Annotated in this window: 22 protein-coding genes; 4 read left to right on the forward strand and 18 right to left on the reverse strand. The window is 68.2% G+C overall.

What is annotated here, in order from left to right; translation table 11 throughout:
* Nucleotides 1-2 precede the first annotated feature (2 nt).
* From ABH935_RS20625 to ABH935_RS20635, 3 genes are all read left to right on the forward strand, one after another.
* Complete coding sequence (locus tag ABH935_RS20625; protein ID WP_370379540.1) at nt 3-509, forward strand: ATP-binding protein; 507 nt, start codon at nt 3-5, stop codon at nt 507-509.
* Nucleotides 510-646: 137 nt separating this feature from the next.
* Nucleotides 647-1,537 carry a hypothetical protein gene (locus ABH935_RS20630; protein ID WP_370379541.1) on the forward strand — a complete coding sequence of 297 codons (891 nt, stop codon included), beginning with the start codon at nt 647-649 and terminating at the stop codon, nt 1,535-1,537.
* A gap of 115 nt (nt 1,538-1,652) precedes the next feature.
* Complete coding sequence (locus ABH935_RS20635; protein WP_370379542.1) at nt 1,653-2,216, forward strand: hypothetical protein; 564 nt, start codon at nt 1,653-1,655, stop codon at nt 2,214-2,216.
* 35 nt (nt 2,217-2,251) lie between these two features.
* On the opposite strand, the gene ABH935_RS20640 is transcribed toward ABH935_RS20635, so the two are convergent.
* From ABH935_RS20640 to ABH935_RS20725, 18 genes are all read right to left on the reverse strand, one after another.
* A complete protein-coding gene (locus ABH935_RS20640) occupies nt 2,252-3,307 on the reverse strand; it encodes a hypothetical protein (protein ID WP_370379543.1) in 1,056 nt (351 codons plus the stop codon).
* Nucleotides 3,308-3,518: 211 nt separating this feature from the next.
* Nucleotides 3,519-4,265 carry a DUF2637 domain-containing protein gene (locus ABH935_RS20645; RefSeq protein WP_370379544.1) on the reverse strand — a complete coding sequence of 249 codons (747 nt, stop codon included), beginning with the start codon at nt 4,263-4,265 and terminating at the stop codon, nt 3,519-3,521.
* A 146-nt stretch (nt 4,266-4,411) separates the two neighbouring features.
* Nucleotides 4,412-4,552 (reverse strand): hypothetical protein, encoded by a 141-nt coding sequence (locus tag ABH935_RS20650; RefSeq protein WP_370379545.1) that lies wholly within the window; start codon nt 4,550-4,552, stop codon nt 4,412-4,414.
* Between the two features lie 75 nt (nt 4,553-4,627).
* The gene (locus tag ABH935_RS20655) at nt 4,628-5,254 is read right to left on the reverse strand and encodes a hypothetical protein (protein WP_370379546.1); all 627 of its coding nucleotides are present in this window, start codon (nt 5,252-5,254) and stop codon (nt 4,628-4,630) included.
* Nucleotides 5,255-5,331: 77 nt separating this feature from the next.
* Entirely contained in the window at nt 5,332-5,658 is a 327-nt protein-coding gene (locus ABH935_RS20660; RefSeq protein WP_370379547.1) for a DUF317 domain-containing protein, read from the reverse strand.
* Nucleotides 5,655-6,071 (reverse strand): hypothetical protein, encoded by a 417-nt coding sequence (locus tag ABH935_RS20665; protein ID WP_370379548.1) that lies wholly within the window; start codon nt 6,069-6,071, stop codon nt 5,655-5,657. The genes ABH935_RS20660 and ABH935_RS20665 overlap by 4 nt, the downstream gene beginning before the upstream one ends.
* 96 nt (nt 6,072-6,167) lie before the next feature.
* Nucleotides 6,168-6,578, reverse strand: coding sequence for a hypothetical protein (locus tag ABH935_RS20670; RefSeq protein WP_370379549.1), 411 nt, complete (start codon nt 6,576-6,578; stop codon nt 6,168-6,170).
* Between the two features lie 173 nt (nt 6,579-6,751).
* The gene (locus tag ABH935_RS20675; RefSeq protein WP_370379550.1) at nt 6,752-6,988 is read right to left on the reverse strand and encodes a hypothetical protein; all 237 of its coding nucleotides are present in this window, start codon (nt 6,986-6,988) and stop codon (nt 6,752-6,754) included.
* A 90-nt stretch (nt 6,989-7,078) separates the two neighbouring features.
* Nucleotides 7,079-7,321 carry a hypothetical protein gene (locus ABH935_RS20680; RefSeq protein ID WP_370379551.1) on the reverse strand — a complete coding sequence of 81 codons (243 nt, stop codon included), beginning with the start codon at nt 7,319-7,321 and terminating at the stop codon, nt 7,079-7,081.
* Between the two features lie 396 nt (nt 7,322-7,717).
* Nucleotides 7,718-8,641: an NlpC/P60 family protein gene (locus tag ABH935_RS20685; protein ID WP_370379552.1), complete on the reverse strand. Its 924-nt coding sequence runs from the start codon at nt 8,639-8,641 to the stop codon at nt 7,718-7,720.
* A gap of 109 nt (nt 8,642-8,750) precedes the next feature.
* Nucleotides 8,751-9,611, reverse strand: a complete 861-nt coding sequence (locus ABH935_RS20690) for a replication-relaxation family protein (protein WP_370379553.1) — start codon at nt 9,609-9,611, stop codon at nt 8,751-8,753.
* Nucleotides 9,608-12,187 carry a type IV secretory system conjugative DNA transfer family protein gene (locus tag ABH935_RS20695; protein ID WP_370379554.1) on the reverse strand — a complete coding sequence of 860 codons (2,580 nt, stop codon included), beginning with the start codon at nt 12,185-12,187 and terminating at the stop codon, nt 9,608-9,610. The genes ABH935_RS20690 and ABH935_RS20695 overlap by 4 nt, the downstream gene beginning before the upstream one ends.
* Nucleotides 12,184-13,941, reverse strand: coding sequence for a VirB4 family type IV secretion system protein (locus ABH935_RS20700; protein ID WP_370379555.1), 1,758 nt, complete (start codon nt 13,939-13,941; stop codon nt 12,184-12,186). The genes ABH935_RS20695 and ABH935_RS20700 overlap by 4 nt, the downstream gene beginning before the upstream one ends.
* Nucleotides 13,942-13,943: 2 nt before the next feature.
* On the reverse strand, nt 13,944-14,843 hold the full coding sequence (locus ABH935_RS20705) for a PrgI family protein (protein ID WP_370379556.1): 900 nt from the start codon (nt 14,841-14,843) through the stop codon (nt 13,944-13,946).
* Nucleotides 14,844-16,568, reverse strand: coding sequence for a hypothetical protein (locus ABH935_RS20710; protein ID WP_370379557.1), 1,725 nt, complete (start codon nt 16,566-16,568; stop codon nt 14,844-14,846).
* A gap of 1 nt (nt 16,569) precedes the next feature.
* The gene (locus tag ABH935_RS20715) at nt 16,570-16,875 is read right to left on the reverse strand and encodes a hypothetical protein (protein ID WP_370379558.1); all 306 of its coding nucleotides are present in this window, start codon (nt 16,873-16,875) and stop codon (nt 16,570-16,572) included.
* Between the two features lie 61 nt (nt 16,876-16,936).
* Nucleotides 16,937-17,335, reverse strand: coding sequence for a pilin (locus tag ABH935_RS20720; protein ID WP_370379715.1), 399 nt, complete (start codon nt 17,333-17,335; stop codon nt 16,937-16,939).
* A gap of 75 nt (nt 17,336-17,410) precedes the next feature.
* A complete protein-coding gene (locus ABH935_RS20725) occupies nt 17,411-18,232 on the reverse strand; it encodes a sigma-70 family RNA polymerase sigma factor (RefSeq protein ID WP_370379559.1) in 822 nt (273 codons plus the stop codon).
* 215 nt (nt 18,233-18,447) lie between these two features.
* Here ABH935_RS20725 and ABH935_RS20730 point away from each other — a divergent pair, with 215 nt between their 5' ends.
* The gene (locus ABH935_RS20730) at nt 18,448-18,777 is read left to right on the forward strand and encodes a glyoxalase/bleomycin resistance/dioxygenase family protein (RefSeq protein WP_370379560.1); all 330 of its coding nucleotides are present in this window, start codon (nt 18,448-18,450) and stop codon (nt 18,775-18,777) included.
* The last annotated feature ends 73 nt before the right edge of the window (nt 18,778-18,850 follow it).

Here is an 18,850-nt window from a genome sequence, read left to right on the forward strand (position 1 = left end):
CGATGAACCGCACGCCTGACACCGCCAAAGCGTCCTCAGTTCCGGTGATACCTGTGGTCTTCGGGCCGGTCCCGCCGCGCCCGGCCCACGCGCCGTTCCTTGACGTGGTTACCCAGGGCTTCGCCGCAACCTTGACCGCTCCGCGCTGGGCCAGACGCCATGCAGCCGCCGTACTTGCAGACTGGGACGTCGGCGAGTTGGAGCCGGTGGTGGTGCAGATCGTGTCTGAGCTCGTCGCGAACGCGGCATCGCGGCCGGTCGTCGGGGGCGCGGTGCCGTACGTAGTGCACCTCACGCTGCGGTTGCTGCCGCACCGGATCAGCGTCGAGGTGTTCGACCCGGACCAGGCCGCTCCCGTCCTGACACAGGCAGCAGATGATGACGAGCGGGGCCGGGGTCTAGCAATCGTGCGAGCGCTGTCTTGCGGTCTCGGTGTCGTGCCGCTGGCAGACGGCAAGCTGGTCGTTGCCCAGGTGCGGCGGCCTACGCGGATCGGCGGCAACCGGTGAACCTGCCGGGCCCCGCCCTGCCGCGACGGGTCCCAAACCGCCTCGCCACGGCGCAGACGATCGCCTGGCCAAGGGTCAGCACGACCGAGATCTCGACGCTGATCGAGCAGATCTGGAGCCCAAGCCGGATTCGACCAATGGTGGTGCTCTCGCCAGTACCCGGCCACCGATCCCCGCTGTTGCTGGACCCGCAAGGCCTGGCGGACATGCTCGGCGACGATGCTGAGATTGCGGCGCTCGCGGACCACGATGCGACGCAGGCACTGTGTGCCCTGCTGCCCGACCGGCTGCGGTTCGGCACTGGATCGGCGCGTATCTTCTTCCCGGGCGCGGGTCGGGATGACCACCCGCGCCGCCACCCATGGATCTACGTCGATCGTGCGTGGCCGGAGCGCGCCGCGCAGACGATCGTCGCCTTCCTGCGGCCGGAACCAGTGGCTGTGTGGTGCAGCACTGACCGACGGCAGCCGATCCCGTCAGACCCGCTCTTCGAAGCACGGAAAGACCTCGCCGAGGCGCGCGCCCGGATCAGCTCCCTCACGGCCGAGCGAAAGCGGCTGCGGCGCGACCTCGCTGAACTACGTTCCTGCTCGGACTACCGCTATACACCGCCAGCCGTGTACGCCAATCCGGCCGTCCAGTTCCGCTACGAAATCGAGCAGCACTGGCTTCACACGTTGCCGGAGAAGGAGCGGGACCAGTGTCCGCTCGCCCAGTACGACCTCGGACCCGACTTCCTGGACTCGCTGGAGACTCTGCAGGTAGTCGGCCGTAGTGCCATCCTGACCGCTACGGTCGACGTCCTGACCGGTCAGGCGTCGGCCAAGAACGGCCGCCGTGCCCACCGTCAGCGTGTCAGCCGAGGCGGGAGCACCGCGCCGCTGGTCCGTGCTGACGGTGCGTCCGGGTGGCGCTGCGACATCCGAAGCAACACCCCGGCCGCGCCGCGGCTGTTGTGGTGGGCGTTGCCGGACGGCCGAATCGAGTTGGCCAGGGCCGCCGTCCATGACGATCACGCGATGCGGTAATCGGGTCTGCCGATGTATGCAGTAGCGCTCCGATCGCCCCCCGCCTGAGGCGCGGCATCCGACGTCAACATCGGAAGACTTCACGGAGCACTTAAATCATAGTACTGAGATAGACATGTCTTCCGAGATCATCACCGGAGTAGTCGGCCTGCTGGGAGCGGCTATCGGCAGTAGCGGCACGTTGTCGACGGCTTGGGTCACGTCACGCGGTGACCGCCGCAAGGCTTTGGAACAGCAGGCTCAGGCACGCAGCAGCCAAGAGCGCCAACTACTGCGCGACAGCTGTACCGCATTCCTTAGCACGATGTCGGAGTACAACACGACGCTGTGGGCATTAGCTGATGCACTGGCCAACGGCTACCTTGACGATGCGGCCGTGACAGCGTTGTACCAGCGCGTCACCGGCTGCTACCACGAGGTGAGCCGCGCCAAGGTCACGCTGGCTCTCGTTCTACCCGAGGATGTCCAGGCGCAAGCCGTTGACGCTGTGAACGCCGTGCTTGCGTTGGACGACACGGTCGTGCGCCCTTGGTACCTCGCGTGGAACGCCGCGAAGGCGGACGGCAAGAAGCTGAACAACCGCTGGGGACCGTTTATCGACAAGCGTGCCGCGGCCGACGAAGCGCTGACGACAATGGGCGATGCCGTGAAGAAGGTGATTGGCGCGGCCGACTCGTGAACGGTCACCTGCTCTGGCCGGTCGACGGTGATCGGCTACGCCGATTCTTCCTCAAAGTTGGCGACTGCCACGTATGAGCTGCCAGATGACGGCTCCGCGGAGTGCTCCTGACGGATCAGCCGCCACGTCTCGGCAAGTTGCGGCTCCATGAAGTAGCTGGCGTACCCGCCGGGGAGCCACTGCACCGAGGCGGGCCAGTAGCGCTGCGCAAACCCGTTGTTGGGGTTGCGGAGCTTCATGGTGAGGCCGGCGAGTTGCCCGCGAACTGCGCCCGCGGTGATGCCGGCGTGCGCGGCGACTTCTTGAACGCCGATCTCGCCAGGTTCTTCGGCCGAGCAGAGGTCCAGCAGAGCGATCGTCGCCCGGTTCGCGATTTCGGCCAGGCGGCGCAGGGACGGCTCGTCCCACGGCGCGCCCGGATCGTCGTCCACCGCGGCGTTCTCGGCGCGGCGGCCGATGGTGAACTCCTCCACATCCGGGATCGGGAACGTGCGGCTGAAGGAAACCACGACCCGACCATCTGCCAACCGGTACGGCCGGAAGCGGATCAGCCACAAGTCCACGCCCTGCTCGGCGAGCCACACCACGCTGGCGGTGACCGAGGCCGGGAAGTCGGAGGCGACCAGCACGATCCGCGGGCTGCGAATCGTCTCCGGCGACAGCAGGAAGTCGGTGGTCAGCTTCTCCAGCGCGGCCTGAGCATCCGTCGGTCGTCCGGCCCTGGTCTCGGTGGCTGCGTAGAGCTCTGCAATATCGGCCGGGGTCAGACGGCTGACCATCGCGGCGTAGTTGATCGCCTGCATGTGGACGGTGTGCGGGGCGGTGTCTCGCTTGAGCTCGGCGACGATCAGCTTGCCGTCCGGGGTGACGGCCAGCAGGTCCAGCCGGTCGGCCACGGCTTGGCCGGTCGCGGTCTGCCAGCGGTCGAACTCGCTGGCCACGATCTGTACACCGGGCCCGAGGATCTCCGGGTTCGCCTGGAGCCACTCCTGTAGGTGCGCGCGCTCCTGCAGGTCCAACTCCGGTAGCGATGCACGGGCCACCGCCGTGGCGTCTGGGCCGTCAATGGTCAGCAGCATCTCGTCATACACCGGAATCCCGCCCCATCCGCATCAATCAGTGAGTGCTTGCGCCCGCCAAGGCTATGGCATCCCATGCGATGCAGGAGGCTGGTCGCCAGCTGAATGGCTGGCATGCCTTCGCGTATCCCGACTCGAGCCAGCAGCCGCCGGCCTCCGCCGGGGAGACCGCGATCCCGAGCACGTGTCGAAGGCCCATCAACAACGAGCACGGGCGGGACTGTCAGCGAGCTCTCGTGTTCGTGTGCTTCCGCCTTTCGCGGTCCTCGACGAGCGCTCGGACGCGCTTGGCCGTCGACAGTGAGATCGGCCGGACGACATCGTCACCGTCCACGCCGTCGCCTGCCGCAACACCGTTTGCGGACATCGCCTCGGACAGCGCGGCGTGGAAGGCGCTCTCCGTGGGTCGCCTGCCGGTCTGCTCCATCAGCGCCCGGTAGACCGGATTGGCAAGGGCCAGCCATCGCTCGTCGTCTGGGCGGGTACGCGTCGGCCGGGCCGCATCCGCTGTCGCGTGACCGGTCAGGCCGGAGTCGTCCTGCTTGTGGCCGACCAGGTTGTCGGCCACGGCGGTCTGCGGACAAACCGTCTCGGGGGCGTTCAGGCGATCGTCACCGACGAGAGCCGTCTGTAAGTGCAGCAGCCGTTCGACGATCAGCGGTGGCAGGGAGGCTACTGCGACAAGCAGCAGGTCTCGGACGTGGCGGGTGAGCAGGTAGCCGGCAAGGTCGAGCAAGTGGTCCAGGCCATTGCAGCCAACCGTGAGCGCCAGCGCGAGGCGCGCGGTTCGGCCAGTGGTGCGGCGTGCGGGATGGCCCAGGGGCAGGCGATAGGCCACGAACAACGCTGACGCGGCGAAGGCGTCAGTCGCGATAGGGAGCAGCGCGGCCAGACCGTGCAGGCCGGCATGGCGCGCCAGGTCGCATAGCGCGTTGAAGCTCAACGAGGCCGCGGCTGCCAGCGCGAGCACGCCGCCGAGGCGAGCAGCGAGAAGGGCGGAAGCCGGTGTCGGGGCCGCCGTCTGCGTGGTGCCGACGGAAGGTGGGGATGCCGTCACGGATACCTCCGAAGGCCGGTGTGGACTTGTGCCTGAGTGTTGTCACGGTGAGCCGGGAGCTACCGGTACCGCTTGAGGAGAACCGCTAGGGCGAGGATCGCGGCGGGTAAGTCGCCGAGGAACGCGGCCACGAGTAGGTAGGCGAGCACGCCCCACACCTCGTCGGCGAGGTCCGGGGTAGGGCGGGGTTCGGGGTCCATAAGGCGTTCCGTTCGTGGCACGGGCGAGGGCTGCCTCGGCATTTCAGCCGTGGCAGCCGCAAACGGGGATAGAGATCACCGTCGGTCCAGGCGATGGATGTGGCCGGTTAGCGCGGCTGCGGCAGCTGGGACCCGCTCGGGGGCGACACCGGCCTCGGCGACGGCCGTACCAAGGGCGTTGACGGCAGCCGACAGAGCGGCGAGGTGGTCTGCGGTGGCGTCGGAGGCAACGTGGTCGGCGGCGTCCAACACTGCGCGGGCCAAGGGCACGATGGTGTCGTCGTCAGCCAGGTAGGCGATCAGCGCCGGGGCTGCGTCCTCAAAGCTGTCCTGTCCGGCGCTGTCCGTCTCGATCGGCACGCGCCGATCCGTGACGGCGCGCGGGTCCGCTTCGGGTCCGTGCTGCTCGATAGCCGCGCGGAAGAGCCCCAGCGCGCGGCGCAACCGCAGACGCCTGTGGTGGACGGACGGCGCGGCCAGCCCGGCCCAGCAGCCAGCGGCTGCGGCGTCGACAAGACGGTCCGGGTCCAGCCTCAAGGCGCTGATCTGCCGGAGCTCAGGTTCTGCGCCGAGCTCAGCCAGGGCGACGCGGACCGTGGCGTAGTAGACAGCGGCTGCGGCGTCAGCGCGGGCTCGCTCTTGCCACCAGGCCAGCAGGTCGGCAGCGGACGGTCCGGCAGGTGCCGGGGCGTATTGGGTCATGGCTGCGGAAGTCCTTTGCGGTGGGGCCGGGCGGGCGCGGGAGCCGTAGCGCCCGCCCGGCGGTCTACTGGGTGGTGTCAGACGAGGTCGTCGTCGAGTTCGACGTCGTCGCCGAGCAGTGTGCAGAAGGCTGCGATGAGCTCGGCCGGAGTGTCGTCGGTGAAGGCGGCCCGCCATGCCCGTCCGGTATCGCCATCGGCGGGCCGATAGTCGATGAGCCACAGGGGCCGTCGTGGGACGGTTGGTGTGCGTTCGGGGTGGAACTGGACCTTGAGGCGGTGGTCGGCCGACTGGACCGTCACGTTGCTGCCATGAGCATCGCAGGACCATCCACCACCGATCAGCGGGTCCAGGACAGTGCCCGGCTCGCCTGGTCCCGAGGCGCATCTGGGGACGGTCGTCATGACGACGCCTCCGCCTGGCTGGTCAGGGGCGCGGCCGGGGCGGTTCGGAACGTCGAGGCGGCTTTGGCAACAGCCTCCAGGGTGAGCAATACCTCGTGGTAAGTGGCGACCAGTGCCGGGATGTCGCGCAGCGTGCCGGTGGCGACCTCGACCCGCAGGCCGTGTGGAATGTCCCGGGCCGCGCTGTTCAGGTCGTTAACGACCATGGCGACGTGGGATTGGAGCCGCTTGGCGGCCCGTTCGACACGGCAGGCGTTGGCGTGCAGCAGCTCGATGAGGATCGCGGCCGGGTGCCCGGCGGTGGCGTGGGCGAGGTCGGCGACCGTCAGCTCAGGGCCGAGGTGGCGGACCAGGATCGCGTCCACCGCCGGGTGGTATTGGGCCTTCGGGGCGTTGGGCGTGGTGGTGGGCACGGGAATTCCTCCGGGAAGCGGGTGCTGTCAGGGATCGGTTAGCCGTGAGGCCGAGGCGGGTGCCGGGCGGGCGAGGCCCCGGCACCCGTCGTTTGCTCAGGCGGCGGCGTCGCCGTGGCTGCCGAGGTCGCCGTAGTCCAGGCCCACGGTGTGGGCGGCGATCTGGAAACCGACCAAGGCCGCGTCCAACGCGGACCGGGAGGCGTTCACCTCATCGGCCGCCGTGGCGACGTTGGTCATCTCGGCGTACAGGTTGGCCGGGTCGTCCGGGGATCCGTACTCAGTCAGGAACCGGCGGGCGGTGTCGATCGCCGCTGAGACGAACATCAGGAACCGGTCGTATGCGGCCTCGGCCTCATCCGCCCAACCGATCGCGTCGACGATCTCTCCGGCCATCAGCCGGAACGGGTCGCAGGGGTCGCCGCCATCGGCAAACACGGACAAGGACTCGAAGTCCATCCCAGTGATGCCTTCAGCGCGGTCACGGGCGAACGTGGACTCGGACATGGTGGCTCCGTTTCGAGGGTGTTCTGCGGTGGCGGGCAACCGGTTTCCGGCATGGCTCCGCCCCGGACAGGGCTTGAACTCGCGGTTTGAGGGCGGCCGCCAAGCCGATGAAGTGCAGCTTGATTGCGTGGCGACCGGTCAGATAGTGCGGGCGATTCCGCGTGGGAGCGCGTCTACAGGTCGTCGTCAGACAGGCGCTGGTCGGGGAAGTCGGGGCCACCGGCCCAGGCCATCGGGATGAGCCCGCCGCCGCTCAGGTCGGTATCGAGCGCGGTGAACCGGGCCGCCATGGACTCAGCGCGGTGACGGTACGCGCATTGATTGTCGGCGCAGCCGTTGGGGTTCTTCGCCGCCCGCGTGGCGTTGCCAGCGAGATCCCGCATGTCCGCCAGAATGTCGTCAGGGTTCACGACAGACTCCTCTGATCTTCACAGGGTTGGGTGTTGTTGGTCGGGCCTGATTCCCGGCGGTGGGGCTGGACCCCCGCCGCCGGGGCCTCGTCAGGCGTCCGCACGTTCCGGCAGGACGCCGGAGGCGTGCGGTGCGCTACGCAGTGGCTCACACACTTCGTTCGGACCAATCGCGGTGTCCGTCATGTCATGGCTCCCTTTTTTAAATAGTTCGGGGCGGTTTTTCATTAACCACCACCTTTCACTTTCTGACATGCCCATGATGTCTCGACAAAAACGCACCAGGCAAGCCGAAACACCCCATTTCATCACCCGTTTGGCGTACGGATTCACCTCTTTTTCGGTGCACCTCAGCGACAATTCAACCGTCTTTCCTCCACCACCTTTCCGCTCGCCGGCTGGCCTCTTGGACTAACGCCGTGCACATCGCGAAGAAGTGAGGCAGGGGTACTCGAAGGCGGGGAGGAGGAGATGGATGAAGACGGTTGACAGGCCGGGCTAAGGCACGCCAGGGCCGTCATGCACGCGCGAACGATCGGGAATGCCCGATCGGTCTGAGCAGCCGCGCTCCCCTCACAATCGGCCCTGGCCTGGGAAGGTAAGCCTCCGATCGGCGCTCCGATCGAAGGGGTGGCCAATGGAGCGGGTTCGGAGCGGGCAGTGGAGCACCATCGGGGAGTATTGCGCCGCAGCCGAGCTAAAGCAGGCCCCGATGACGATTGTGACGGCTCAGCCCTCGCGGACCGCTCCGGCGTAGTCGGGCGCGTCCACCGGGTCCAGACGAACGTGCGCTCCGGGCCGCGGAGCATCGATCGCATATCCATCACTCACGTACATTGCCACGTGGTGCAAAAAGACTCCAGCAGTTCCATAGAAGACTAGATCGCCGGGAAGGAGACTCTCCCTCTCCACTTTACGGCCCGTTGAGAATTGGGCTGTGGCGGTTCTCGGAATCTCGATTCCGGCGGCTTGGTACGCGCTTTGCGTGAGACCGGAGCAGTCAAACCCGGCCTCGCCAGTGCGGTCAGGACCGTCGCCGCCCCACACGTACGGCTGACCGATCTGCGCGGCGGCGTAGTCCAGCGCCATCCGCGCGGCATGGGACGGCGCCTGCCTGGCTGCGGCGATCACCAGGGCGTCGGCGACAGGAGGCGGCGTGGCAGCGTAGACGTCGGCCAGTTCCAGGACGCGGGCGACGTAGCCGCGGTCGTGGTTATAGGCGAACACCGCGCCGGGCACGTCCCGGCCCCGTGCCGCACCATCGCGACACAGTATCCGCGCAGCTGCGAACGCCGCGTCAGCCGGGTCCCACGGCGAGGCCGGCACGGCTCCGCCCGGTGGCACGGGCAGTGCATAGGCGCCGAACATCGCTGGGAGCATTTGCATCGGGCCGAGCGCACCCGCACTGCTGACCTGCACAGCGGCGCGTCCGTGGTCGGATTCGACCTTCCCGATTCCGGCCAGCACCGACCACGGCAGGCCGGGACACCCGGCCGCCGCTTGATGGTAGAGGGCGAACATCCCGGACGGGATCTCCCCGGCGGCGTCCGAGAAGCCGCCCTTGCCGGAGCCGAACAGGTCGTCCAGCGGCGAGGTGACTGCGGAAACGACCGCAGAGGCCGCCGCCGACAACAACACGACGAGAAGCAGCACAGCGCCGCCTGCGGCTACCGCGATCCGAGTGGTGAGCGTCATCGATCCCTTCCCCTCGCGATCAGGCCGGCGGACCGAAGCACGGTGCCTCGGCCCGCCGGCGATCCTGTCAAGACGCTGTCACCAGCCGGTCCAGGTCGATCAGTCGGGCTCGGCCGCCTGAGCAAGCAATCCGCCAGACCGGCCCGGATGGGTCAACAGTGGCCGCGTCGCCGGTTGCTGTGGCGACCGGGACTTTCGGGTTCGCCGCCGTCAGCCTCCCGTGCAGTTCGCTCTCCCGCTTGGGCGAATGCAGCCAGAACAGGACCGGGCTGGTGCGGCCGGTCGCAGCCTGCAGCGCGGCATAGCCGTCGAGCTTGGCCACAACCTTGGACTGCGGCTCGGTCCCGGTGTCGTACTCCAGGAAGAAGTCGACGCTACGGCCGCTCTCACGCCAGCGGCCGAAGCCGTCGGGACGGACCAGCGCACCCCATGTGCGGGTGCATGCCCGCTCCGACCACCACAGTTCCAGTTCGCCGTCCGCCGAATCGCGCGCGGCGGCCGTCAGCGAGCAAAAGACGTCGTTGACGCCCAACAGATGCCGCAGATCCAGCCGGGCAGCGAGCCTCACCACTGAATCGCTTGTGACCGGTGCGGCGTGTTGCGCGTCAACCAGGCCGACGACCGCCATCGCCCCGAGCGGAGTGAGGACGGCGTGCTTCGGGGAGCTGCCGGCCGGCAAGGTCGGCCGGAACACGTCGATCAGGCCGACGTCCTCCAGCACCTCCAGTCGATGCCGCGCCACCCGAGGACAGGGAATCAAGGCCCTGGTGATCTGGTGTGTTGTGAGGACCTGGTGCTTGGCCAGCAGCACCAGCAGCTGCCGGTCGCGGTCGGTAATGCGGGAGAACGCTGCGAGCCGACTGCGGCGAGACACTGCCCCCTTTCTCGCCTGCTTCTTCTTGGTGATGGGCACGGCGGGAGTCGTCATGCGGCTCGACCTTCCTGGCGAGGAGTAGGCGCAGGCTGCTCAGGCTTGGGGGCGAAGCGTGGATCGGTGCCGGTCATCGTCACGACCTGGCCAGCGGTCTCGGCCGCGGTCGCGGGGTGGCGGCGGGCCGTGTCGCGAAGCACCTGCTCGGCGCGGCCTTCGATGACCGGTGGTAGCGGCTTGGTACGCAACGTGAACGCGGCGGTCTCCTGCCCATCGGCGACCAGCCGGGCGGCAGCCTGATAGCCGCCCAGGTGTGATAGGTCGTGGGCGAGCAGCGACGGCTTGGTGTGTCGTTCCAGGTCCCGGCCGTCTTCCGGGGAGACGGAGAAGAACACCTTGGAGCGGGCGTTCGCCGACACGCCCTCGCGAACGTCCACCGGAAGCTGGGCGAGGTTCTGATGCGCGAGCACCAGGGACAGCCGATAACCGCGGGCCTCAGCAAGCATGTCCTCCAACGGATATGGAAGCGTCAAGAAGTTGTGACACTCATCCAGTGTCAGGGAACTGTCGAGGCGTCGGCCCTCGGTTTGGCCGACGCGTGCGGACGCAGCCTGCCAGACAGACGCCACGATGAAGGAGCCCAACAGCCGCACCGTCTCCTCGCCCAGCAGGCCCTTGGGTAGCCGGGCGAGCAGGACGCCGCCGTTGAGCACGTCGGCCATGGCGAACCCGGAGACGGGAGCGGCGACCGTGCTCTTCACGAAATCCCGCAGCAGGAAGGCCCGCAGCTTATTCATCAGCGGGCCTACCGCCTGAGCGCGGGAGCCATCCGACAGATCGCCGTACCAGTCCCAGAACCCGGTCAGCACGGGATCGGACAGTCCCTCCAGCATCGCATCCCGCTTGGCGGCATCGGCAAGCAGCAGCACCGGGATGTCGGTGAGCGTCACCGATTTCGGGGTTCCGCCGGCCTTCCGCTTGGCTGCCTGCACCTTCAAAAGCGACAGTGCGGCCGAGCGCATGATGTCGTCGGTGCGCGGACCCCAGTAGGAGGTGTAGATCTTTCGGAAGATCCCGACCAGGTTGTCCACGACCAGCTGCGTCTGCTGGTCGCTCTTGGCTGCTAGGACGTTCAGCGCCGGTCGGATGTCCTCGCGTGCGGGGTCCAACAGAATCGTCTTCTCGATGGCTCGTTTGGGCAGCCGCGCGAGGATGTCCGGTACAAGGTCGCCTTTGGGGTCGATGACGACCGCGCCGCGTCCGGCAGCGATGTCGGCAAGCACCAGGTTCGCCATCAAGGTGGACTTGCCGGAGCCGGTCGCGCCGATGATGTGCAGGTGGTGCCGGGAGTCCGGGATGGTCAGGCCGACCTGGCGGTTTCCGCCGGCGTCTGCGATCCCGAGGGGTTTGAGCCCGTCGCCGAGCCCTGTGTAGATGTGCGGCGGTGGGGCGGTGGCTTTCGCCCCGGCTTTCGCGACGCCCGGCGCGGCGTCATCGAACGGCAAGTGCGCGACCGCTGCCAGCTCGGTCAGGGACAGCAGGTTTCCGTGTCGAAGCCGCCGCTGCTCTACGTCGCGGCGCAGGCGGAACACGGGGCGTCTTGCCCACCAGTTCCGCTCCGCGTGGATCGCGAAAGACGACGCGACGCCGTGCGCGATCCCGCGCAGCCGACCGTGATCGGATTTCCGCTCAGCGCGGCTCGTCGCCTCCGGGCCGGTGGACGCGGCGGCATAGAGGACCGCGACCTCCCACAACGGCCCGACCGACTTCACGAGCGCGGCGCGGACCGCGGCGGCGTGCTCCAGATCCGAGCGCATCGCCGTCGGCTTCGCGACACCGCCGGGGGTGACGATGTCGAACCCTGCGGACAGCACCGAGGCGCGGCCTGGCGCCTTACGGAAATTACATAGCAGCCTGCGATAGCGGCGTACCCGCAGCCCGGTCGCCGGGCGGGCGAGGACCTGCACTGAGGCGTACTCCGTGCGGGCCAGGCCAGTGCCGGCGCCCAGCAGCGGGCGCAAGGGATCGGTGTCGAACTTCGATGCCAGAGGATGCACGTCGCCCCGCGCGAGGCGAAGCCTGCCTCCGGTGATCGGCGTCGGCGTGAGGACCGAGATGCGGGCCTCGGACCGTACGAGCCTGGTCAGCGGCGCCGGGGCCACGGTTTTCTCGGCGACATGGGCTTGGGCTCCGGGCCAGGCTGCCTCGATCGCGCGCTCCACGATCCCCGGCGGCACTGTGCCTGGTACCCAGATCGAGAGCGTCAGCCCGGAGTGGGTAAAGGCGTACTCGAACGACAGGTGCGGCTGCCCGGAGGTAACGCGCCGCCACGCCGGGCGCAACAGCCCGTGCAAGTGCGCCCAGAACGCCTGCCCCGCCGACGCGTGAACCGACGGCGGCACGAGCACGGTAATCAGTCTGGCTCCGTGATTCATAGCCTCCGACCGGCGGCGCAACACCTCGCCCCGGACCGCGATGCAGGTCGTCGCAACCCCCACGGCGGCGAAGACGACTGACAGCCACCAGTGCTCGGCGACGCCGGAGAGCGTCGTCCATACCTGCTTCCACCAGGCGTTCGGGTCCTTGAGGAAGTCGATGAACGGCTCGTGCGGGGCTGGGCTCGGGGTGTTCACAGGTCGTCCTCCCCATCATGGCTGTCTTCGTGGCCGGTCATGGCTTGTAGCTCTGCGGGATCAGTTGTCGCGATCTTGTTCTCCGCTGGGGAGGCAGCGCTCTGGAACGCAGCTCTGGCGCTCGCGCCGAGGATGATCAAGCCCTGTCCCCTTGTCGCGGACAGCAGGAATCCCCGCTCCCCGGCCGACAGCCGGAACGCAGATGCGACTGCATCGATCGCTTGCGGTGCCTGGCGCAGCAGGATCTGGGTGGCGGCGTTCGCCACCACCGCCTGCCCGAGCTCGGTGCCGAGTAGGTCGGCGGCGTCCTGGGTGACTACCGCGAGCCCGGCCCAGTGTTTTCTGGCGGCCTTGGCCATGCGGAACAGGAACTTCGCGCCCTCCGGCTCCTTCATCAGCAGCCACGCCTCATCGACGATCACGAGTCGCCGTTGGCGCGGCCCGGTGGCGACCTGCCGCCAGATCGCGTCCAGTACCAGCAGCGTCCCAATCGCCTTCAGCTCCTCCGGCAGCGCTTTGAGGCTGAAGACCTGCAGATGCCCGGCAGCTGAGGTTGTCGTCGGTCCGGTGAACAGTCCGGAGAACGAGCCGGTGGTGTGCGGTGCGAGGCGTTCGGCCAGCGATCGCGCCGTCTCGGTGCCATCCGCCGCTAGCAGCGCGGCGACGTCTTTGAGCGTTGGGGCAGGCCGAGTGTGGGTCCGAACGTCCTGAGTGATCCCAGCCTGTGCATAGGCGGAAAGAATCGCAGAGTCGAGTACGGCCCGCTCAGCACCGGTCAGCGTTTGCCCGAGCAGCACCGCGATGACGGTGTGGACGAACAGCGCTCGACGCCGTACGGCATCCGACTGCGTTGCGGAATGCTGCGGCAGGTCCAGCGGATTGATTCGTACGCCGGGCTCGCCGAGCGCGACGTAGGTTCCGCCGACGGAATCCGCGAGCCGCGCGTACTCGTCCTCCGGATCCACCACGAGAACCTGTACGTCCTGATACAGGCTGCGCAGCGCCTCCAGCTTGGTCAGGTAAGACTTGCCGGCACCGCTGCGGGCCAGGACCACGGAGTTGTGGTTGTCCAAGGCCCACCGATCGACCATTACCAGTCCGGACCCGGTGGCGTTCGTTCCGAGGAGGAGTCCGCCTGTGGATGGAACCGGCAGGTCCGGGGAGGCGAACGGGAAAACCGTCGCCAGAGCCTCGGTGTCGAATGTTCGGCGGATCCGCATCGGATCGATGCCGAGAGGAAGCGTTGCCGTCCATCCCTGCACGGCGCGGAACGTAGCCGGGACCAGCCGCAGCAACATCCCTTCGCACAGCGACCGCACCCGCGCGGCTTCTGCGGCAAGTTCCTGCTCGCTGCCCGCGTGAACCGTGAGGTAGATCCCGACACGGAACAGCTTCCCGGCCCCGCAAGAGACGCGGTAGGCCAGCTCCCGCGCATCCGCCGCTGCCGCTTCCAACTCGGGGTCATCGAGACGTTCGCGGGCCGCGCCGTGACGACGCGAGCTTTCCAAGCGCGCTCGCTGCCTCCGCAGCCGGTCGGCAGCCTGCGCGTTCGGCACGGGGTCGATGTGGATCGCGACGTCGAGCCGCCCAGGGTAGGCGAACAGCGGCTCCAGCCACCCGGCCATAACCTCGGCTGGATAGTCCGCCACAGCGAATGACGCCGCCCATCCTTCCCCGATCCGCACATGTCTCGCGGCGACTTCGATACTGTCCGGGCCAAACCATGACATCGTCCGTGTCTTCTTGGCTCTCATCGTCAGGCCCCTTCTTCGGCACGCAGGCGGGGGTTGAATGCGGACTGGATCGCCACGGCCGTCCAGGCGGCGTCCAGAGGCGTGGTCGTGACCTCACACGCGGCAAGCTGCCCTTTTGCTTCGGCGACCCGGCGGCCGAGGCGTGGACCAGGCTCGGGAGCAACTTCGTGGGCTGCGAGCAACACGTCGCGGTCCAGGAGGCGGCCGTAGTCGGCTAGGGACTCGAGGAAGTCGGCGTGCTCGCGCGCGGCGGCCTCCAACGCCGGATGTGGCAGGCTCGGCGCTGTGGCGCGAAGCCTGATGCTGCGCTCGGCCAGTTCGACTGGCCGGGAGATACGGCAGATCTGGGTCGGACCGGTCAGAGCGTTAAGCCAGCGCCCGAACCCGCCGATCAGGACGTCCTGCTCAGCGCCGGTGCGAAGCGCGAAGTTCACCGTCGAGCACCTCGCGAGTGCACTCGCGCCGTCCCGGCCGAGGTCCAAGATGCCGTCGACGCCCACCTGCCTGAGCGGCGACAGATACGGCGCCAGTGAGGTGGTGCTCCCGCTCATCGCTTCGGCCACGAACTGCGGAGGCGCCTCAACCCCTTCGGGCGCGAGCACTTGGCGCTTCGGCGACCGCAGGTGTCGCAATGCGGCGACGCCTAGCAGATCCAGACTCAAGCCGTCTCGGTTTACGGTGACGGCGACGGTCACGATCACCAAAACCAGTACTGCGAGAGGGCCGAAAATCAGCGGCGGCAGCAGCGGCCGTGAGGCTTGGAACAGCCCATAGAGCACTACGGCGGTCGCCGTGAGGATCCCAGCCTGCCGAGCCGTCAAGCCCATGACAACACGGTCAGGCGCGTCGACGTTTCCGGGGATGCGAGCAACCCGTGGTCCTTGGAAGTCGTTCTCTGCCATCTACGTCGTCTCCTGTTTCTGCGGGTTCTGGGCGGACGACTTGGGCGGGGTGGCATGCGGGAGGGGCGTGAGGGTGGTCGGGGAGAACAGCGCCGGATGCACGACCCCCGACCGGCCGTGCGCAACGGCTGGCCCTGGTGGAGGCAGCGGCGGCTCTGGCCGGACTGTCGGTGCGGGGTGCGGGAACAGGCCCATCTGCCGACCGCGCAACTCCGGCCCGGTGCGGGCGAGCATCCGGCCGAACGGTCCGGGCGGCAGTTGCGGTGGGGTTGGGACCGGCGGCAGCGCGGTGCTGTCCGGCGGGCCGTGTGGTCGTGGCGGACGTCTGGATGCCGGAGGATGCGGGTTATTAGGTGATCCCGAACCGCCACGTGACGGATCGCCGGGGTCGGTCTGAGTGACGATGACGGATTCCGGTCGCGGCTGCCATCCGCCCAGGCCGCCGCCACCGGTTCCGGGTCCGGGGCTGGGACGCCGTGGCGCCAATCCGGTTCCGGGGGACGGCGGGGCGGGCGGCGTCGGATGTGGTGGTGTCGGGAACAGCCGGTGCCGGATCGCCATCCCGAGATAAGGGGCGGCGGCCCGGATGCCTTGGTAGAGGACCAACTGCCGTGCGATACCGGAGAGCGGGGAGCCGTGGAACGGTGAGCGTCCCATCACGATCCGGCGGACCCAGCCGGGAATCTTCAGCAGCACCGTGAACAAACACAGGCAGATCAGCAGATCCAGAAGCGTGCCACCGTTCGGAAGACCCAAGATGGTGTTGGCCTGCGGGTCGAAGAACACTTGGACTGCAGTGACCAGCACCAGGGCCTGCAGAGTCTGCACCGCCACGCACCCGAACACCACACGCCACCACAGCTTCGCGATCCCCTCGGTCTGAGGCAGGGCATGGCAGGCAAGGGCCAGGGGCGAGCCGGCGGTGAGGACCACGAGAACGGCGGCGCGAGTCAGGTAACCGACCAGCAAGGCCGCCCCGAGTACCGCCAGCACCAGTCCGACCAGCAGGAAGAACAGGTTCATCGGGCCGCTCGGCAGGAACAGCTTGGCGACGATCAGCGAGGTGAGCATGTTGCCGATGCCGTCGGCCGCGACACGGCCGTCCATCAGCGCGCTGCTCAACGCGTTGCCGATCGCGACGACCTGGTTGACCGTCCACAGCGAGGCGTTGGAGGCGACCACCCCGATCAGCAGCCGCGGCGCGATCTGCTTGAGCGAGTACCGGGTCTGCACGGTCTCGTGGCTCATCACCGTGACGCCCGCGACGAGGACGAAAAGCACGTACAGCGTGTTGGCGGTGATCAGGACGCCATCCCACACGTGTGCGATCCGGCTGTCAGTCAGATTCGGCGACGACAGCAGCGTCGCCCCGAGCAGGTGCAACACCGGGTCCAGGGCAAGCTTGACCAGCTTGCCGAACCACTCGTCGATCGCCTTCTCGATCTGCCCCGGGATATCCAGCAAGCCCGGATCCGACGGCGATGGTGCCTCCTCGCCCGGCACCGGGCCCGATGGGGCCGGGACGTTCGAGTCTGGTGAGAATCCGGGTCCGTAAATCCCCGGCAGGCTCGGCGAAAGCGTTGGGTTCGTCGGGGCGGTGATGATCGGCGGCGCGGGCGTCGGGGCCGGGTCGGCGACAGCCGCACCCGCCATGCCCAGCACCAGCAGGACGGACGCGCCGGCCAAGGCCACGCCCCGGCCGGCGCAGACCGCATGCGCGGACACATCAGTTCCCGAACATGCCGCACAGGGCAGTCACCAGTGGCGCGTAGGGCGGGACGACCGTCTGGCTCATCGGGCGGCTGGCAGCGCCGTTTGCCTTCGAGACGCTCTCGGTGAGCACCGCGGCGTAGGCCATCCGCCACGGGCAAAGAGTGGCATCGACGGTATCCGATACCTGGTCCGGACTCGAGATGGTGATGACGTTGGTCGGCGGAACCGGTGTCGCGGCGTCGGCAGGCAGCGCCAGACCCCCGGCGAACAGGCAACACAAGGCGGCCACGGCGGCGAAGCGAATCAGAGCACGTTTCATCGAAAGCTCCTTGCAGAAGAGGTTGAAAGCGAGAGGGAAAGAGGGACGAGCCCGGTGCGGCTCAGCCGGCGCCGACGATGCCCTGCAGGATGGAGACCAGGGCCGGGGCCAAGACAGCCAGCACGTAACCGACGGCTGAGGACTTCAGCGCGCCCTTGGCCTTCTCCACCTCGGAAGGGTCCCCGCCGGCCATGACGTAGCGCAGCCCGCCGATAGTAAGGAACAGCGTGGCGACCCCGGCCAGGATCCCGACGATCCAGTCCCGGATGTTGGAGATGACCTGCGGCAGCGTCGCAGCCGCCAGGTCCTGCACGTGGTCGCCGTAGGTGGCGGCCGGCGAGTTCGTCGCGGAGACCAGCATCGCCACGGCGCTGGCGAACAGCACCAGCGCGGCCCGGCGACGCCGATACACCGAGGCCGGGACCGGCCGCTGGGGCGGCTGTGGCTTAACAGGGTTCATGGTCATGATGCGGACTCCCGTCGAGGCAGTGAGTTGTGTCTCGACCACATGGGCCGGGAAAACGACCTCGAAGGGTCACGCCGCGATCGGTGACCCTTTCTGCGACACACCGGCGACGGATCGGCCGCGGGCTTCCTTCAGCGCGGTCCGCGACGGCACGGGCCGCCCCGTCAACCACGCCACCAGCCGCGCCTCGGCGCGCTGGCGGCGGATCTTCGCCGCGTTCACGGTGATCCCGAGCATCTCGGCGGCCTCGGCCAAGTACACGTCCTCCAGTCGGGTCGCCCCGATCAGGTCCGCCTCGGCCTCGGTGATCGCGCCCTCGCCCACAGCACGGTTCAGGACCAGGTCCGGGTGGCCCCAAGGCGACTTCGGCGGCGCGGACTCAGCATCGGTGTGCGACTTGCGGTGAGTGGCGTCGGCTTTCGCGGCCCGCTCGCCGGCCCGCTGGGCGGCGTAGCGCAGCCGGTGCAGGATCGCCGGACGGAAGGTGTCGATAGTGGCCAGGTGCTCCAGGAACCCGGTGAGGATCTCGGCATCCAGGTCATCGCGGTCGCCGTCGAAGTCCGGGGAGTACATCCTGGCCACCCACTTCAACGCCGGGGCCGCCATCCCAGCTGCCGCGACCGTCCACATCGCCCCCTCAGCGCGGGAGCGGTCGACGATCTCCCGCCACACCGCGTCGCACACGTGCAGGTCGTACTTCTTGGTGATGAGCGCCTTGCGCAGCTCGTCCAGCGGGATCCAGCTGGCCAGCAGTTGAGGGTGGACGGCCGCGCCGAACAGCGCCATAGGCTTCGGCTCGGTGCAGAGTGCAGCGAACGCCATCTCGACAGAGTGCAGGGGCGAGGACTCGCGCGTGGTGTCCGCGGCGCAGGTGTTAGTGGTGCTCGACATGGCAGGTGGCTCCGTTCAGAAGCGTTGTGAATCTGTCACCAGCCGCTTCGTCGGGCCGTCTTAGCCATGGCTTACGTGGCGCGTAGCCACACCTCGCCCCGCACTCGCCCCGCCCCGAGTTGTGCCTTACCTCCGCTGCTCAGGGACTTGAGAAGAACTTCGAGCGCTCGCTATCCGCAGGTCCGTCACCGCTGCGGAACCGGCAGAATGAGCACATGAATGCCGAGCCGTCAGGGACCCGGGTATCGCTGATCGTCCTGTACACCGAGCGCGTGCAGGAGTGCGTCCGCTTCTACCAGGCGCTCGGCCTGGACTTCACCGCCGAACGCCACGGCACCGGCCCGGAGCACTTCGCTGCCGTGCTTGCCGACGGCGCTGTCTTCGAGATCTACCCACCGCGTGACGGCCACACGACAGGGCCACTTTGGCTCGGTCTGACGCTCGCACCATCGCAGAGCAGGGCCCTCATCGCGTCCGGGACGCACATACTCACCGACCCGGACGGGCGCGCCGTCCAGGTGCTCGCCCCGGAACCAGAAGCGTGACAGTACCGGCCTTCAGCTGGGAATCTAAGCGCCAGCTAAGGCTGCTGGTACCCCCAAACCACCCTCGTGGCCA

It is taken from the genome of Catenulispora sp. GAS73, assembly GCF_041262085.1.
Lineage (GTDB): Bacteria > Actinomycetota > Actinomycetes > Streptomycetales > Catenulisporaceae > Catenulispora.

Excerpts from the sequence above, each read along its gene's own strand:
- ABH935_RS20725 (WP_370379559.1), bottom strand. The coding sequence starts at position 18,232 with ATGTCGAGCACCACTAACACCTGCGCCGCGGACACCACGCGCGAGTCC.
- ABH935_RS20670 (WP_370379549.1), bottom strand. The coding sequence starts at position 6,578 with ATGTCCGAGTCCACGTTCGCCCGTGACCGCGCTGAAGGCATCACTGGG.
- ABH935_RS20625 (WP_370379540.1), top strand. The coding sequence starts at position 3 with ATGAACCGCACGCCTGACACCGCCAAAGCGTCCTCAGTTCCGGTGATA.
- ABH935_RS20655 (WP_370379546.1), bottom strand. The coding sequence starts at position 5,254 with ATGACCCAATACGCCCCGGCACCTGCCGGACCGTCCGCTGCCGACCTG.
- ABH935_RS20660 (WP_370379547.1), bottom strand. The coding sequence starts at position 5,658 with ATGACGACCGTCCCCAGATGCGCCTCGGGACCAGGCGAGCCGGGCACT.
- ABH935_RS20715 (WP_370379558.1), bottom strand. The coding sequence starts at position 16,875 with ATGAAACGTGCTCTGATTCGCTTCGCCGCCGTGGCCGCCTTGTGTTGC.
- ABH935_RS20705 (WP_370379556.1), bottom strand. The coding sequence starts at position 14,843 with ATGGCAGAGAACGACTTCCAAGGACCACGGGTTGCTCGCATCCCCGGA.
- ABH935_RS20690 (WP_370379553.1), bottom strand. The coding sequence starts at position 9,611 with ATGACGACTCCCGCCGTGCCCATCACCAAGAAGAAGCAGGCGAGAAAG.
- ABH935_RS20730 (WP_370379560.1), top strand. The coding sequence starts at position 18,448 with ATGAATGCCGAGCCGTCAGGGACCCGGGTATCGCTGATCGTCCTGTAC.
- ABH935_RS20700 (WP_370379555.1), bottom strand. The coding sequence starts at position 13,941 with ATGAGAGCCAAGAAGACACGGACGATGTCATGGTTTGGCCCGGACAGT.
- ABH935_RS20635 (WP_370379542.1), top strand. The coding sequence starts at position 1,653 with ATGTCTTCCGAGATCATCACCGGAGTAGTCGGCCTGCTGGGAGCGGCT.
- ABH935_RS20720 (WP_370379715.1), bottom strand. The coding sequence starts at position 17,335 with ATGAACCCTGTTAAGCCACAGCCGCCCCAGCGGCCGGTCCCGGCCTCG.
- ABH935_RS20630 (WP_370379541.1), top strand. The coding sequence starts at position 647 with ATGGTGGTGCTCTCGCCAGTACCCGGCCACCGATCCCCGCTGTTGCTG.
- ABH935_RS20650 (WP_370379545.1), bottom strand. The coding sequence starts at position 4,552 with ATGGACCCCGAACCCCGCCCTACCCCGGACCTCGCCGACGAGGTGTGG.